The sequence below is a fragment of the Stenotrophomonas sp. ZAC14A_NAIMI4_1 genome (assembly GCF_003086915.1).
Taxonomy (GTDB): Bacteria; Pseudomonadota; Gammaproteobacteria; order Xanthomonadales; family Xanthomonadaceae; genus Stenotrophomonas.
In genome coordinates this window covers 1410224-1426451 of the sequence record NZ_CP026002.1, presented here as the reverse complement: position 1 = coordinate 1426451, position 16228 = coordinate 1410224, and the positions used below count along the sequence as shown (strand labels likewise).

The window sequence follows — 16228 nt, the reverse complement described above, 5'->3', positions numbered from 1 at the left end:
GCACGTTCGTGCGCGGCGATCTGCGTATCTGCACACACTTCGAACGGTTTCAACAAGGCCCTCCCCGCAGCCTTGCCGGACAGTGACCGCCTGACCTTCGCTGACCCCTCATCATGGCAATGGACGCCATCCATGCACTGGCACGCGCCATTGCACTCAGCAGCCGACACCCTCGCCAACTCACGCTTCATGGCCTGCATGAAGCGTGGGTGGTCGAACGCTTCGAAGGCACCGAATCGGTCTGCGGCGACAACCGCCTGCAGATCGACTGCCTGGCGACTGACGCCTTCCTCGACCTCGCGCCCTGGCTGGAACAGCCGCTGACCCTGCAGCTGCGCCAGGCCGACGGCGCGCTGCGGCAGTGGCATGGCCTGTGCACCGAGGCCGCGCAGCTGGGCAGCGATGGCGGCCTGGCCCGCTATCGCCTGATCCTCGAACCCTGGACCGCCCTGCTGCGCCTGCGCCGCAATGCGGTGATCTTCCAGGACCAGGATACGCGCGCCATCTGCGAGCAGATCTTCGGCGACTACCCGCAGTCGGCGTTCCGCTTCGACGTGCAGGCCGAACTGCCTGTGCGAGCGATCACCACCCAGTACCGCGAAACCGACTGGGCCTTCGTCACCCGGCTGCTGGCCGAAGCCGGCCTGGCCTGGCGCATCGAGCAGGCGCAGGGCGATGAGGCCGCGCACACCCTGGTGGTGTTCGAGCCGGGTGCGGAGCTGCCGGACAGCGGCACGTTCCGCTTCCACCGTGCCGACATGGCCGAAGCCAGCGACGGCATCACCGCCTTCGCCGAGCGCCAGCAGCTGGTGCCCAACGCCAGCACCGTGGCCAGCTGGCACAGCGAGCAGGTCAACGCCGTGGCCGCGCAGTCCAGCGCCGATGCCGGCACCCTGCCCGCGCTGGAGGTCTACGTGCAGCCGCGCGCCGGCCGCTTCGCCCAGCCCGGCTGGGCCGACGCCGAGGCGCAGGCGCGGCTGGATGCGCTGCGCGTGGGCCAGGTGCTCTACAGCGGCAGCGGCAGCGAGCGCCAGCTCGGTGCAGGTGCCACCTTTGCCCTGTCCCAGCACCCGCAGCATGCCGGCCAGACCTTCCAGCTGCTGGCCGTGCAGCACGTGGCGGTGAACAACCTGGACCAGGGCATCGCCGAACTGCTGGGCAACACCGCGCTGGAACGCGGCGCCTATCGCAACAGTTTCATCGCCACCGGCGCCGACGTGCCGCTGCGCGCCCTGCCGCTGGACCGCCCCACCCTGTACGGCCCGCAGACCGCGCGCGTGGTGGGCGTGGCCGATGCCGCGCTCAGCCCCAACCGCGAACACCAGGTGCGCATCCAGTTCGGCTGGCAGCGCGGCAGCAAGCCCAACCCGGGCGGCCTGAACGACACCGGCAGCGCGCAGCCCGGCCATGCCCCCGGTGACCACACCAGCGGCAGCTGGGTGTCGGTGGCCGAATGGGTGGCCGGCCCCAACTGGGGCACTGCCTTCCTGCCGCGCGTGGGCGCCGAGGTGCTGGTGGAATTCCTGCACGGGGATATCGACCAGCCGCGCATCACCGGCCAGCTGTACAACGGCGAAGTCGCCCCGCCCTTCGGCGGCGGCATCGACGAGAACGCCCGCCATCCCGGCGTGCTCAGCGGCCTGCACACCCAGGCCCATGACGGCAGCGGCACCCAGCAGTGGGTGATCGACGACACGCCCGGCCAGCTGCGCACGCGCCTGCACAGCTCGCTGGCCGACAGCCGGCTGGAGCTGGGCTACCTCATCGCCCACCAGGACACCGCCCGCGGCGCCCTGCGCGGCGAAGGCTTCGAGCTGGCCACCCAGGGCTGGGGCAACGTGCACGCCGGCGAAGGCCTGCTGCTGTCGGCCAGCCTGCAGCAGCGCGCCGGCTCCACGGTGATGGACAACGCCAGCGTGGTGTCGCAGCTGAAAGGTGCCGAGCGCAGCCTGGAACAGATGCAGCAGACGCTGGGCCAGCAGCAGGTGCCCGGCCTGGCCGAGTTCGAGCGGACCAAGCAGCTGCGCGAGCAGATCGATCCGCAGGCGCAGGGCCGCTACAGCGGCGACGTCAACGGGCAGAACGCGATGAAGCCCGGCAGCGATGGCCGCAGCCCCGGCGAGCAGCCGGTGGAACGGCTGGGCAAACCGCTGCTGCTGGCCGAAGCCCCGCACCATGTGGCCTGGACCACCCCGGCCAGCGCCGTGGCCTACGCCGGGCAGAACCTGCAGATGACCGTGCAGCAGGATCTGCACGTCAGCGCCGGCGAGACCATCGCCACCGTTTCCGGCGAGCATGTTTCGCTGTTCGCGCAGAGCGGTCCACTGCGGGTGATTGCCGCGCAGGGGCCGGTCAGCCTGCAGGCCAACGACGGCGAGCTGGAGCTGCTGAGCGACCAGGCATTGACCATCACTGCAACCGACGACCGCATCGACGTGCTGGCCCAGACCAAGGTGGTGCTGCAGGCCGGCAGCAGCGCGATCACGCTGGAAGGCGGGAACATCACGTTCAGCTGCCCGGGCGAGTTCAAGGTCAAGGCGGGTGAGCATCCGTTTTTGGGTGGGGAGTTCAATGCGCCTGCACTCACCGCACTGCCGACCGGCCTGTCGCCCCGCGTGCTCGAGCTCAGGTACACGTACTCCGATCTCAAGCCCATCAACGGTGCACCGTTCCGGGTGCAGTTCGACAATGGCACCTGTGCCGAGGGAACGCTCGACGAGCAGGGCGTGGCTCGCGTGCACAATCCGCCCGGGCCCGGGCAGCTTTTCCTGGGGTATGACCAGAGCGACGTCGTAGCGCGTCATCCTCGACCTGCCAATCCCTTGTTCGGCTTTGTACCTGCTTCTGCGGAGGAGGCATGCGCCTCGCTGGCCCAGTACGCCCAAGCAGAAGACGACTATATGGAAGACAATTTTTTCCCGGATGAAGTGGCGGCAAGCAGCGCCGACGATGTTCCCTACGAAGATCGCCTCGACAGCTATGCATACGACGAAGATGTTCCTGTCAGCATTGACGATCGCAACGATCCGGGGCAGCACGCAGAGGTCATCCTCCCCGAATCTCTGTCGGGCGGGAGCAACGCATGAGCGACGCGCCCACACTGCAACAGGCCGAGCAGGACACGCTGGCCGAAATTCTCACCTGGATACAGGAAGTAGTGGAGGGGCGCGGTGCCTCCATCGCCCAGATGGTGGTGTCGGTGGTTCTTGGCTTCATTCCCTACGTTGGTCAGGCCATTGATGTCTACAACATCCTGCGCAGCCTCTGGATGCTGACCAAAAATCCCGGTGACACCGAGCACTGGATTTCACTGGTACTGTCACTGGTTGCGATCATTCCCGGCTTCGGTGATGCCATAAAAAATGCATTCATCATGATGCGCTCCGGCAAAAGGATGGGGCGCATCCTCGACAGTCTGCCCAACTATCTTCGCGGCAACGTCGATACCTGGTTCCGCACGCTGGACTGGGCAACATATACACAGCAGACCAAGAACAACGTCACCGGCATCATCAACGGCATGATCGAGGTGCTCGAGCGTCGTGCAACCCAGTACATCCTCGATCGCAAAGGACTGCAGGCACTGGTGGCCCGCCTCCGGCAGATAGGTGATGCGGCCAGCAGGCAGGTGGATGCCGCGATGGCAGAACTGCGATCGCTCCACACCACGGCACTGCGTGACCCGTTGCCCAGCACCGCCGCCAGCGCACCCATCAGCCCCGGTGCAATTCGTATCCCCACACCGCGTACGTCCAGTAGTGGCGCGGTGCGGCAGACATCGGCCGGCACGCCCACCCCGGCCAGCGGATCAGCCACGGCGACCAAGCGACAAAGTGATCGGTCCCCTGGGCCAAAATCGCGCACTGGCGCGTCGGGTGAGCACATTGCCGATTACTACTACGTACGCCGGCAGGGCAGCCGCGGCAAAGTGAACCATAAAGGCGTGCTGTACGAAATGCATCAGCCGGGACATAACGGTATCGACCATGTGTGGTACGGCCGCCGCCTACCGAACGGCTATCGCATCAGCGATACAAAGGGAACATCCGGGCCAATGCACAAGCTGGAAACGGCCCGCGCGGTGTTTGAAGCGCTGGAGTACGGCATTGATGCCTATCTGGGCGAGGAGGATGAATCCAAAGCGCGTGGCGCGGTCAATCATCGGGAAACAAAGTCCGGCGTGCAGATGAGTCACATGTGGATTGCCGAGAGGATTGGTGACGCGAAGTTGACGGATCCGCATGCACCGAAGTTGGTGCCAGCGATCAAGAAGTGGGAGGACAGCGAGTTCAAGCTTGGCGCCGAATCAGTAGTGAATGACGAAGGTGGATTGTCCAAAACATTGGTCAAGTGTCCCTACGACCGAAGCATCATCACCGTGGTGGGGCCCAACCACAATTTGCACGACCGTGCACGTGGGCCGGCTACCGGGCGGTGCGGCAAAAGCACGGCCAGCCACCAGATCGCGACCGAGTTCATCCTGCCCAACTCCCTCTTGCCAAAATGAGACACCTATGACCTTGTCTATGCCTGACTGGAAGCACTGGCACTGCTGGAAGATTCCCGAGTCCGCGTTTTTTGCCCGGCGAGAGCCCTACCTGCGCTATGAGATGTATGCCACGCTCTTTGCCGACGAACTGGGCGGTATCGCGATGGTGACCACGGATCTGCCCAGGTTCGTAGATCGAGCGCGCAAGGGAGGAATGATGACGTCCACCCGCCGACGCCTGTGGCGCACCTTGGACTGGATGAGTCTGCAGTACTCCGCCGGTGCGCCCGTCCAGCAGTTGGCAGACGTCTGGCAATATGCCTTGGAATGGGCCGAAGAGTACGGGCGCATCGATGCAGCCTACGACGAGTCACCGGAGAACACCTCGGGTAGACGGGTTCCGCACGCTCCGCTCGTGTCACCGAGTTACTGGATCGTCGCGCTCCGCTTGGTCTGTTTCGGCCTGCTGACTGGCAACGCCGAGAAGATGCCACGCGTGATGGCATTCCTGGACTACGTCAACGCCGAGCTGGGCATTCACGATGGTCTGCTGGAGCGACTGGTGGCCCAGTGGGCACCCGGTCGGCCCATCCCAGACAAAGCCACCCGCCATCTGCCGTACCGGCGCCTGTTCAAGGTCTTTGCCGCCGAGCCTGCGCAGCGGCCCGCGCTGATGGTCGACTATCTGGACAACTGGTACCACCACAGCCGCCGCGAGCCTTACATCGACCAGCACGAAGGCAGTGGTGTCATGTTCTACGGCTACTGGTCCTGGGAGGCTGCGGCCACCACAGTGGTTCTGGGCATTGACGACGCCAGCTACCGCGACATGCCGTTCTATCCCAAGGATCTGGTCGACTTTGCGCGGGAGTGCGCAGCACCGCAGCCGCAACGACCTTCGCGGGTTCCCGCGGGGCAACTCTGCCCGCAATCGGGATGGTGGTACAGCCCCGCCCAAGGCATGAGGCGCTTGTTCGAGGAAGGTGATGTGCTTCCCGACGTCAACGGCGACTGGGGTGACACCTTCTGGATCTGGGCCGCAGGTCAGACGCCCCCGGCGCTAGGCTGAATCACCACAACAAGCATCGCTACTTAAAGCATCGCTGGCGTTCGCGATCCAGGTATAGGGAGATAACGCCTCCATGTTCGGCGCCGAATCAGTAATGGATGACTAGGGCGGGCCGTCCAATGCATTGGTCCAATGTCCCTACGACCGCAGCATCATCACCGTGGTGGGGCCCAACCACAATCTGCACGACCAAGGCGCGTGGTTCCTCTGCTGGCCGATGTGGCAAAAGCGCCGCGAGCCACCAGATCGCGACCGAACTCATCCTGCCCAGCACTTTGATACTTGAGTGACTCTGACCATGAACCTGCCTATCCCCGACTGGAAGGAATGGAATCGTTGGAAGATTTCCGAGACTGCGTTTGACGCCCGACGCGAGCCGTATCTGCGCCACGAAATGTACGCATCCCGTTTTGCTGACAAGCTGGGGGGGATTGCGATGGTGACCACGGATCTACCCAAGTACGCAGATCGGGCGCGCAAGGGGGGAATGATGATGTCTACGCAGCAACGTCTGTGGAGCACGCTTGATTGGATTAGTCTGCAATACTCGGCCGGTGCGCCGGTCCAGCAGCTGGCCGACATCTGGCCATATGCCTTGGAATGGGCCGAAGAGTATGGCCGCTTTGATGCAGCCTACGATGAGTCACCGGAGAATACCTCCGGGCGGCGCGTTCCGCATGTTGGACTGGTAGATGAGGAGTTCTGGATCGTCGCCCTGCGGCTGGTCTGTTTCGGCCTGTTGACCGGCAACGCGGAGAAGATGCCACGCGTGATGGCATTCCTGGACTACGTCAACGCCGAGCTGGGCATTCACGATGGTCTGCTGGAGCGACTGGTGGCCCAGTGGGCACCCGGTCGGCCTATCCCAGACAAAGCCACCCGCCATCTGCCGTACCGGCGCCTGTTCAAGGTGTTTGCCGCCGAGCCTGCGCAGCGGCCCGCGCTGATGGTCGACTATCTGGACAACTGGTACCACCACAGCCGCCGCGAGCCTTACATCGACCAGCACGAAGGCAGTGGTGTCATGTTCTACGGCTACTGGTCATGGGAAGCTGCCGCGACCACGATCGTGCTCGGCATTGATGATTCAAGCTACCGCGACATGCCGTTCTACCCCAGGGATCTGGCCGATTTCGCCCGGCAGTGCACACCGGCGCCAATCGCTGGATGACCGCCGATCGTCGGTACAGCTACGCCACGTAGAAGCCGCCGGGCGTGGCCCGGCGCTACCCATTCCTTCATCACCAGGCATGGCCTGGCGCTACCGCCTTACAGCTGGATGCGCGCCACGCTCTCTTCCGAGCCCTTGGCATCCTTCTCGCCGTTCTTGATGCTCACGAACAACACGTTGTTCTTTGCATCCAGCGCCAGGCTGTTCGGGTGCGTCGGCACCGCATAAGTGGCCACCTTTTTGTAGCTGGTGCTGTCATAGGCGGTCACCGTGCCGCCTTCGCGGTTGGTCACGTACAGGCGCTTGCGCGGTGCATCCAGCAGGATGCCCAGCGGGCCGGCATCGGTCGGGAGGCTGGCCAGTTCCTTGCCGGTGCTGCGGTCGAGCACCAGCACGCGCTGGCCCGGGTGCTTGCTGACGAAGCCCTCGCTGCTCTTGGTCACGTAGTCGCGGATCATCGCCGAGCCCTGGTCGGTCACGAACAGGCGCTTGCCGTCCGGGTCCAGCGCGATGTTCATCGGCTGCTCGGCGGCGATCTTGTGCTGGGCCACCACCTTCTTCGAATCGGTGCCCACCACCACCAGGTCGGCCAGCAGGTTGCTGGTGTAGACGCGCTTGTTGGCGGCATCCAGCGCCAGGCCCGGCGCCTTCGCCTTGCCCAGGCCCGGGATGGTGTCGATCAGCTTCAGCGTGGTGGTGTCCACCACGAACAGCACGCTGCCCTCGCCGGAATGGCCGGTGACATACAGGCGGTTGGCGGCGCTGTCGACCACCAGCTCGCGCAGGTCATGGGTGTAGCCGGCCTTGCCGTCCTTGCCCACCTTCTTTTCCATCAGCTGCACGGTGCCGATGGCCCTGTTCTGCGCGGTGTCGACCACGGTCACCGAGGTGTCCACGGTGTTGCCCACATACAGGCGGTTGTGGGCGTCATCCAGCACCACGCCGAAGCCCTTGCGCTCCAGCGGGATGCGGGCCTGCACGGCCAGCGTGGCCGGGTCCAGGCGCAGCACCTGGGACGGGCCGGCGTTGTCGCCGAAGCCGCCGGACGAGGCCACGAATACGGCGTTCTGGGTGGGGCTGTAGGCCAGCTCGTAGAGGCCCTGGGCAATGGCCTGGCGCTGCACGGCGGTGCTGGCGGCGGGTGCCGCGGTCGCGTTATCGGCAAATGCGGCCGGGGCGCCGACGCTGAGCGAGATGGCTACGGCCAGAGCGGCCGAGCGGAAAGCGGAATGACGGGTCATGCGAGCATCCTTGAAAGGGCACGGGAGGGTGTCCTGGCTCGCTGGGCCGTTCTGCGACGGCCCGCCCTGCAACTGTCTGCGCAGGGTGGGCTGGCTGGGTAGCGGGGGAATGGTAGCAGGTGGGCGGCGTGGAGGGGCGTGCCAGATGCCAGCGGGTGCCTGCGGCCTGCGCTGGTGAACCGTGGCCCACAGCCCGCGCTGCCCGCTGCAAACCCATCGCTAACAATTTGCCGGTGACGGTCGATCTTGTTCCTGAAGCTGCGCCCCTGCGCAGCTCGGCACAGATTCGCCCTATGAACTCTTGAAAGGACGCGCCATGACGGATGAACCGCAATCTTCACCCAACCCCACCCCGAACTCCGATGCAGCACCCCGTCTCTGGACTCAGCAGCTCGCTGAAGCATTTTCGTGGGCCGAGAAGCATCCAGTGAAGCTCACCGCAGCGTCCATTGCCCTGCCCAGCGTCAGCCTGTCTTGTTACCTTCAATCCGAGCACATTCCACTCAGCGTTCTCTCATCTGATGTCATTTCAGGTTTGCCGTCGCTGCTGGTCATGATCTGCGTGATCACTCTGGCGCTGTTTGCTTTTGCACTCATGCCACTCATGGTGATGTTCGAGGAAGCACAGACGGCAAGCGATGGCAGCTTAAATGTGCTGAAGCTCTCGGAGAATATGGTCGCCAACATCGCTAAGTGGATCCTGAGGCTCATGCTACCTGGAGCGATACTTGCGATCTCAGTCATGCTACTGGCGGCCTATCCTGGCAACGACAAATGGGGTATTCCGGTTGCCATTATCCTGGCAGGCGGCGTGTTCACTGTCTTCGCCTTCTGGCCGGACCCCGACCGCAAGATTCGCCATTGGGCTGAGCGAACCTGGTCTTCCATTGCCTCAAACCTGATTCAGATGATGCTGGCGCTGTTCGTCATGAAGGGCGTGCTGGAACGGTCAACCCACATCGAGAACGCCGTTTGGATCTTTCTGTTGCTTCTGCTCTCAATGGGAATGATGGCGCTGGTACAAGTTGTGTTGCTCCGGCTGATCGAAGCAGGCAGCAAGGACGGCAAGATTGTCGAGAGAGCCTTCCGTGCAAGTTTGATCATAATTGCCGTCGTCTGCATCTTTCCCCCAACCGGAGGCTGGTTGGCCGGGCGGGTAGTTTCCAACAGCGCGTCAGGCGGTATGAATTGCCTGCGCCTGGTGGTCACTGGCGACAAGTCAGATTTCGGCAGCTTCATTGATCCTGGTGACAAGTCCCAGCAGATCACGAAGGAGCTGAGGATGCGCGCGGCCACCTCCTCGCGGTACTACGTTCGGCTGAAGAGCGAATCGAATGGCATTGGAACCATTCCAAGCGACCGGGTTTCGAAGTTCGTCGAGTGCGCTCCGAAGGGCACAGCGGCCAAAGCCTCCCCTGCCCCAGCTGCGCCGGGAGCCCCACAAAGCTGACCTTCAACCAGAATCACGCGACGCAGCCTGTCGCAGCGCTCCGCACAATGAACAACGACGGATCGACACGGGGCACGGATGCCCCAGCTACCCACCCACGAAAGGAATTCCATGTTCAAGATCATTGGTGCAACGGTGGTTTACGGCTTCGCCCTGTATGGACTGGGCCGCTGGCTGGTGGAACAGCAGCACGTTGGCGTAGATGACTGAGGCCCGGCTGACCATGTGGGGCCGAGCACAGAAGTTGACGTATCACTGCAAGGACTGCGGCTGGAAGCGCGTCACGCCGCCCACCGGCGACGTCCGCATCGAGGGGCTTACCTGGTTCCGCAGCTGCCCCGAGTGCCGTTCGACCGCACTGGAGTGCGGCAATGCAAACGCGCTCGACACCCTCTGGCAGGGGCTGCCCGAGGCATGGCGCAGGGCACGACGTCTGGAGTAGTTCCCCTGCCACGATCGCCCCGCATAATGGTGGCGATAACAGGGGGAAACATGGATTCAACTGCTCTGAAGGAAGCGCATCGCCTTGTCCGCGATGCGCAGCCGGATTCCACGCGCGTGCGCCTGCACCGCGCCATCAGTTGGCTCAACCGCGCTGAACAGGAAGACCAGGATACGGATGCCCGTTTCCTGTTTCTGTGGATTGCGCTCAACGCAGCCTATGCTCAGGAATTCGGCTTCGAGAACGCCGAGCGCGAACAGCTGCGCAGGTTCTTCGAGGCACTGCTGGCACATGACCGGCAGGGCAGCCTGCAGGACATCCTGTTCAAGCAGTTTCCCGGGCCCATCCGCACGCTTATTGGAAACCGTTTCGTGTACGCATGGTTCTGGAAGGCGCTGCGCGAACACGACAGCAGCAACCGCTGGGCGGAGCGCTTCGCCACGGATCAGCGCTCGGCGCTGCAGGCCGTCGTTGAGCGGCGCACCGAGGTCGTGCTCTCCATCGTGCTGGACCGCCTGTATGTGCTGCGCAACCAGCTGGTGCATGGCGGGGCCACCTGGGACAGCCAGGCCAACCGCGCACAGCTGCGCGACGGTGCCGCCATCCTGGGCCAACTGGTGCCGGCCATCCTGCAGTTGATGCTGCAGGATGGCGCGCCGGAGCTGGGCGAGGTGGCCTACCCGATGCTGCCGGGGTAACCGGCAGCCGTCACATGCTTCAGCTGTACCGATGAGCTGCTGCGTTCACCTGGTCCGCAATCTCGGCGCGCAGCTCAGCCGGCTCCAGCACTTCAACCCGGCTGCCGAATCCCAGAAGCCACCAGCGCAGCGTCTGGTCATCCTCGACCGTCGCTGTGAGCTCGACATCCGCGCCACCCTCGTCGCCGGTAATCTGCTGGTCGGCCGACAACGGCGTATCCCGAAGATGCGCCGCGGCTTCGGCGGCAAAGCGGGCCTTCAGCTTCAGCGGACCGGCGGGCCGGTACTTGGGGCCCTCGTGGGCCACATAGTCCTGCAGGTTGAATCCCTCCGGCCGCTGGCAGTCTTCCGCCGTCACGGACAGGTCGCTGAGGCGGTGCAACGCCAGCTTGCGGATGTCGCCGTAGTCGCGAAGCGTACAGATCAGGTACTGCGCCGCACCGCGCATGACCAGACCCAGCGGATGGATCTTCATCCGCTTGGCCTCGCCTGCCGCCCGCGACTGGTACGCGCCTTCCAGGCATCGCCCCAGGCCGAGCGCGGAATGCACGGCTTCCAGTACCGCCGGCTCAACCAGCGGCGCAATCAACGGCATGCCCGACGGCATGATCGCCGTGCGACGGTGCCAGTCGTGCCAACCGCTCGTGGCCAGCTCGCGCTCTGCCATGTCAAACAGCGGCCAGAGATCGGCCATGGCCAGGCGAGGCAGCAGATTGCGCAGATGCATGCGTGCCGACAGCAGCGTCACTGCCTGCGAAGTCGTCAGGCGTGCACCAAAGGCGAAGTTGGCATCCCGTGCCCAGCTCCATCCATAGGGGCGGCTTGATTCGTCCGATGCCAGCGGAAAGCGTTCGGAGAGCTCCTTCAGGTCGCGCTCGATGGTGCGGCTGGTGGTGGTGAATCCCTCCACCGCCAACCGCTCCCTCAGCTCCCGCACCGTGATCTTCCACGGTGCGGGCCGGATCATCCGCAGCATCTCCCACTGGCGCGCGAGCGCGTCATGGGTGGCCGTGCTCATCCCGCACGCAGCCGTTTGTATTCGCCCTTCAGCACGTCCGCCTTCTGGTGCCAGCCGTCGAAGCGTACCTTCTTCGTCGACATGTCCTGCAGTGCAGCCTTCAGCGAGGCCAGCATGTCCTGGAGCTCGCGCAGATCCGGGAAGTAGGTACGGACGAACTGACTATCGCTGCCAACCCCATCAAGCTCATCGTTCAGCGACTTGCGCTGGGCCTCCAGCGTTGCCACGAACTCTTCCACGCCCGCCTTGAACTTCTTTTCCTTCTCGATCTTCTGGTAGGAATCCCACACTTCCATCGCGATGCCCAAGCCTGCGAGCGCACCATTCACGCCGCCGGCCAGCTTGTGCGCGCCCCACGGTGCGAACTTCAGGTTCTTGCCCAGGTCGAAGCCGACCATCTTGCCCGCCGACACAACACCGTCGCGCATCATCAGGATGGATTTGTTGTTCACCAGCTTGGCATCCAGCAGGTACTTGACGCCCTGCTGGCCCATGGAAGAGACCACCGTGTTGAAGTGATTGATCTCGTCCACGAAGCTGCCCTGCACGGCCTCCAGGTTAAGCTTGGCGGTGCGCAGCGACTTGGCGTATTCCTCCTGCAGGCGCATGCGGATGATGATGCCTTCCGCCCCGACTTCACGCTCGAAGAAGGTCGGCCAGGTCTGCATGTCCGCGCCTCGCGCCTGCAGGATCAGATCGGCGAAGTACTGCCCCAGGAAACGGCGGATCTGGCCCTTCGCATCCTCCGCCTGCTGCGTGGCGAGAGTCACCTGCCCGGACAGGTCCTGGACCGTGTCGGTCATGCGCTCCAGTTCCGCGCTGATCAGCACCCCGCGCTCGACGGCGATCGGGAGGTGCTTGTTCAGCACGTCGGCAATGATGGCGGTACGCGTGTCGGCCACCAGCCGCTCGGTGCCACCACTGGACTGGATGCGGTCCACGGTTGCCTGCTGCAGCGAGGGAATGCGCGAGAGCTTGCGGTGCTCGTCCTGATTCGCCAGCCAGTAGTCGATGCCCTGGTCATACGGGTTGGCCGACACGGCCACGATGCTCAGTGCTTCAGCCTCTGCCGACGAGAGCCCGATCAGCTCCACCAGGCGCTGTCGCACGGCGCTCCGCTTCACTTCCAGCAGGCGCTGGTACTCGTCCTCGTCCTCGAGGTCGGCCACCGCGTCGAAGCGGCTGAGCACGAACACCGTGCGCGACAGCAGCGCCAGGTCGCGGAACAGCCAGCTCAGTTCCGTCTTGTGGCTCTCCTTGATCGGGTTGGTCGGGTCCATCACGTACAGGACGAGATTGGCTTCGCTGACGTACTTGCGGGTGAGTTCCCTGTAGGTTTCACCGTCGATCTCGCGCTCGCCGAACAGCCCGGGAGTGTCCACCAGCAGCAGATCGTCGCCCACCGGATACTCCAGCACGTGGTCGGTCGACTCCGCCTGCGAGATCTTCATGCCCTGGCGGTCCAGCCGGTTCATCCACGCAGCGGCGATGGACGTCTTGCCTTCCGAGAACCCGCCCACCAGCGCCACTTTCAGCCGTTCGCCGGTCACCGCGCCAATGGCGGATTCGAGCTTGTGCTCGAATGCATCGTCCATCGTCACGCCAAAATCGGCGCCGGCCTTCAGGAACTCAAGCAGCTCCCGCAACATCCCTGCAGCGCGTTCCTGCTGCGCCTTGAATCGTTCAAGCGTGTTATCCATGGTGATGCCCCCTCAAGCCAGTGTGGTGTCGATCCGGGCGCTGAGCGCGTCCAGTCGTGTGGTGGAAAGCCGCAGCACGGCGGCCTTCGCCTTGATGTCCTTCTGCGGAAGCCCCAGCCGCGCCTTGGCCTCGGTGCAGGCGGTTTCGAGCGCTTCCATCACCGCGCGCTCGCTCTTCTCCAGGTCGTCCTTCAGCGAGGCACGGGCCTTCTCGAGGTTCTCGTCCACCGCCTTGCGCTGCTGGGCCTTCTTGTAGTCTTCGCTCAGGAAGCCCATCGCCGCCTTGACCACACTGATCACGACGCCAAGCGCGCCCAGCGTGAGGAATACCCAGCCTGCCGGTCCGCCGAGCAGCAGTAACACGCCGCTGACAGCAGAAGCGGCGAGTCCTATGACGCTGATGCCGTTATCAATCTTCAGATCCAGCGAGAAGCCCGTATCCTGCACGCCGCGCATCTGCTTGTTTGCAAGCTCACCCAGGTCCTTCAGGTGCTTCTGGAAGCGCTCGGTGGTCTTGGCGATCGAGTCATGGAACGTTTCCATCGACTTGCGCGACGCCTGGCCCAAATGCTCCTGCAGAGCCGTCGCATTGCGGGTCATGCTCGCCTGCAGGCGTTCCTTCAGCGCATCGTTGGAAAGGCCATCATTGATCTGCCCGTAAACCTCCTGGCGCACGCTCGTCTCAAACGTCCGCAGCGCATCAGAGGCGTCACTGCGAAGGCTTGAACGCAGGCGCGTTGCGGCCATGTCCACCTGCCCCTGTGCGGCCTTGGTCTCGGTGACCACCTTGCGCGCGTGGGTTTCCAGGCTGGTGGCGTGGAGATCCAGCTCTTCCACCACGGTGCGCAGCGACTGGTTCGCCTTGAACACGTTGGCCTGGCGGATCTTGCGCGGCGCATCCATTGCCATGCTGGCAAGGTGGCTTGCCATTGCGGCAAAGCCGGTCTTGTCCAGCAGCTCGTCAGCCTCGAACTCGGCAAGGAACTTCGCCCGCGCCCCGCGCCGGTCCTGCGCAGCGTCGGCCAGTGCCTCCGGCGGCGGCAGGCGGTCTGCAAGGGCCAGGAAGGCCGGATAGGCACTGACCGGCAGCACGCCCTTGTAGTTGCCCGCCAGCGCTTCGCGCAGGCCCGTGTCCAGATCGGCGATGCCATCGGCATCGGTGGCAAACAGGCCTGCCGGCTTTCGCAGCGGCACCGCGGCGGTCACGCGCTTGTTGAACACCGCCCAGACCTCGGTCTGCGGCCCCAGGTGGCGCTTGATCTTCTCCAGCGTGCCGTCTTCCTTGTCGCCGTGCTGCGGGCGTGCCGCCTTGCCAGTGACATAGAACACGGCGTGCGCCGTCTGCACGGCACGGTCGATGTGCGCCTTTACGCCGGCTTCGCCGCCTTCGATGCCCGGCACGTCCAGCAGGACGATCGGCGCACCGCCGTTGTCGAACACATAGCGCTGCGTTTCGCGGGTGAAGTCAGGGCGGCCATCGCCGATGATCGCGCCGTCAGCGTGTTCCACCAGCAACGGCAACGAGCGCAGGCGACGGCCCAGCTCATTCTCGGCACTGGCCAGTGCGGCGTCGGCGGCCGCCTTCTCCTTTTCAAGCTGCTGGCGCTCCTGCGCCTGGCGCGTGCGGAGATCATCCAGGCGCGCCTGCAGGGCGGCCGTCGCGGCCGTCTGGGGGTCGCGCTTGAACCTGCCCAGCATCCGCTGCCACCACGTGCGGCTGGCGGCAGCAAGGGCCACGGCCTGCTTCTGCTCGTCCAGTTCGCGCTCGAGCGCCTGCAGTTCGCTCTGCGCCTGCGTTTCCAGTTCCGTGCCACGCTGCAAGGCAGCGGCCGCCGAGTCGCTGGCGCGGGTGATCGACCGGCGCGAGGCCTCGATCGATTCCTCGTCCAGCCCGTGCGATGCCATCAGCGCGTCGTAGCGGCCGCGCTGCGCACGCTTCTCCGCTTCGCCCAGATGGATCCGCAGCGATTCGATGATGGTGGACTTGCCCGCATTCGTTTCGCCATACAACGCGACAGTGAAGTCCTTCCAGTCAGCGGCGGCGCGGAGCTCCTCCTGCTTGCCGGCCACACGGGCCTGCATCAGGCTGAGCGCTGCGAGGATCTCGCTCTGCACCGGTTCATCGTCCGCATCGGCAGCCTGCGTCTCCAACGCGTGGATCACATCCCGAACGCCGTTGGTCACATAGCTGTAGATCTGCTCCGGCGAACCGGCATCAAGATCGGCTACCCCCACTACCCCCACATCACTGGCGCGCATGGTTCACCCGCGCTGCTGGCATGTTGCGGTCACTCTGGCTGCTCATGTTTTCCCCCTGTTCCTGGTTCGCTGGCTGTACTCAGCCGGGTGGTGTCAAAGGCCCTGTGGGGCGTGTGTCTGAAAGGTCATCCCCGGCGCGCGCGCATTGCCGAAGCAACACTGGCAAGCGTGGCTTGCAGCTGGCAGGGCGGTGGGGTTATCGAGGGGCTTGCGCCAACGCAGGCACGGGCAGGCATTGCCGGCGGGTGCGGGGTAATGGCGTGATGGGCACAACATCCTCGTCGTCTTCTCCTGCATCCATGCATGGCCTAAATCGTGCGAACTGCGTCACAGTTTGTCGCAGCCGAAGCGGAGTATAGGCACAGACCGCCCGGTGTAAACAGGTCACCCACGCACCCGGCCGACACCGCCTTCTTCTGCAGCCCTCAGGGCAGCCGATGGAACAGCGCCAGCCATCCCGCCAACGCCAGAATGGCGACGGCCTGGAACACGGAGCGTCGAATGAAGGTCATGCCGAACTGCCTCGGTATGGAAGATGGAATCCATACTCCCAAGCGATGCGACATCTCGTGTCGCGTCAATTTCCCGACTCACGTTCTGCACCGCCAATGGCCAGAAGTCTAGCAACGAGGCACTGCTCGGGAATCTACAACGAATCAGAAAATTGCCAGGCCGCGCTGCAAATCACTGT

Annotated in this window: 10 protein-coding genes; 6 read left to right on the top strand and 4 right to left on the bottom strand. The window is 64.3% G+C overall.

Features of this window, described 5'->3' with window-relative positions; genetic code table 11:
• The first annotated feature begins 113 nt into the window (after positions 1 to 113).
• The 4 genes from C1926_RS06605 (at position 114) to C1926_RS06590 (ending at position 6729) form a co-directional block, all read left to right on the top strand.
• Positions 114 to 3086, top strand: a complete 2973-nt coding sequence (locus C1926_RS06605; protein ID WP_216822048.1) for a type VI secretion system Vgr family protein — start codon at positions 114 to 116, stop codon at positions 3084 to 3086.
• Positions 3083 to 4507 carry a hypothetical protein gene (locus C1926_RS06600; protein ID WP_108758656.1) on the top strand — a complete coding sequence of 475 codons (1425 nt, stop codon included), beginning with the start codon at positions 3083 to 3085 and terminating at the stop codon, positions 4505 to 4507. Before C1926_RS06605 ends, C1926_RS06600 begins: the two co-directional genes overlap by 4 nt.
• Positions 4508 to 4514: 7 nt before the next feature.
• Positions 4515 to 5558: a PoNe immunity protein domain-containing protein gene (locus tag C1926_RS06595; protein ID WP_216822047.1), complete on the top strand. Its 1044-nt coding sequence runs from the start codon at positions 4515 to 4517 to the stop codon at positions 5556 to 5558.
• A gap of 298 nt (positions 5559 to 5856) precedes the next feature.
• The gene (locus tag C1926_RS06590) at positions 5857 to 6729 is read left to right on the top strand and encodes a PoNe immunity protein domain-containing protein (RefSeq protein WP_108758655.1); all 873 of its coding nucleotides are present in this window, start codon (positions 5857 to 5859) and stop codon (positions 6727 to 6729) included.
• A gap of 98 nt (positions 6730 to 6827) precedes the next feature.
• Here C1926_RS06590 and C1926_RS06585 read toward each other — a convergent pair whose 3' ends face one another.
• Positions 6828 to 7970, bottom strand: coding sequence for a YncE family protein (locus tag C1926_RS06585; protein WP_108758654.1), 1143 nt, complete (start codon positions 7968 to 7970; stop codon positions 6828 to 6830).
• Between the two features lie 316 nt (positions 7971 to 8286).
• Here C1926_RS06585 and C1926_RS06580 point away from each other — a divergent pair, with 316 nt between their 5' ends.
• On the top strand, positions 8287 to 9420 hold the full coding sequence (locus tag C1926_RS06580) for a hypothetical protein (RefSeq protein WP_159095042.1): 1134 nt from the start codon (positions 8287 to 8289) through the stop codon (positions 9418 to 9420).
• Between the two features lie 492 nt (positions 9421 to 9912).
• On the top strand, positions 9913 to 10560 hold the full coding sequence (locus tag C1926_RS06570) for a HEPN domain-containing protein (RefSeq protein WP_108758652.1): 648 nt from the start codon (positions 9913 to 9915) through the stop codon (positions 10558 to 10560).
• Between the two features lie 19 nt (positions 10561 to 10579).
• Here the strand turns inward: C1926_RS06570 and C1926_RS06565 are convergent, their stop codons facing one another.
• The 3 genes from C1926_RS06565 to C1926_RS06555 are packed head-to-tail and all read right to left on the bottom strand — an operon-like array spanning position 10580 to position 15537.
• Entirely contained in the window at positions 10580 to 11578 is a 999-nt protein-coding gene (locus tag C1926_RS06565; protein ID WP_108758651.1) for a WYL domain-containing protein, read from the bottom strand.
• Positions 11575 to 13278 (bottom strand): LeoA/HP0731 family dynamin-like GTPase, encoded by a 1704-nt coding sequence (locus C1926_RS06560; protein WP_108758650.1) that lies wholly within the window; start codon positions 13276 to 13278, stop codon positions 11575 to 11577. Before C1926_RS06560 ends, C1926_RS06565 begins: the two co-directional genes overlap by 4 nt.
• Before the next feature lie 12 nt (positions 13279 to 13290).
• Positions 13291 to 15537, bottom strand: a complete 2247-nt coding sequence (locus C1926_RS06555; protein ID WP_108758649.1) for a hypothetical protein — start codon at positions 15535 to 15537, stop codon at positions 13291 to 13293.
• Positions 15538 to 16228 lie beyond the last annotated feature (691 nt).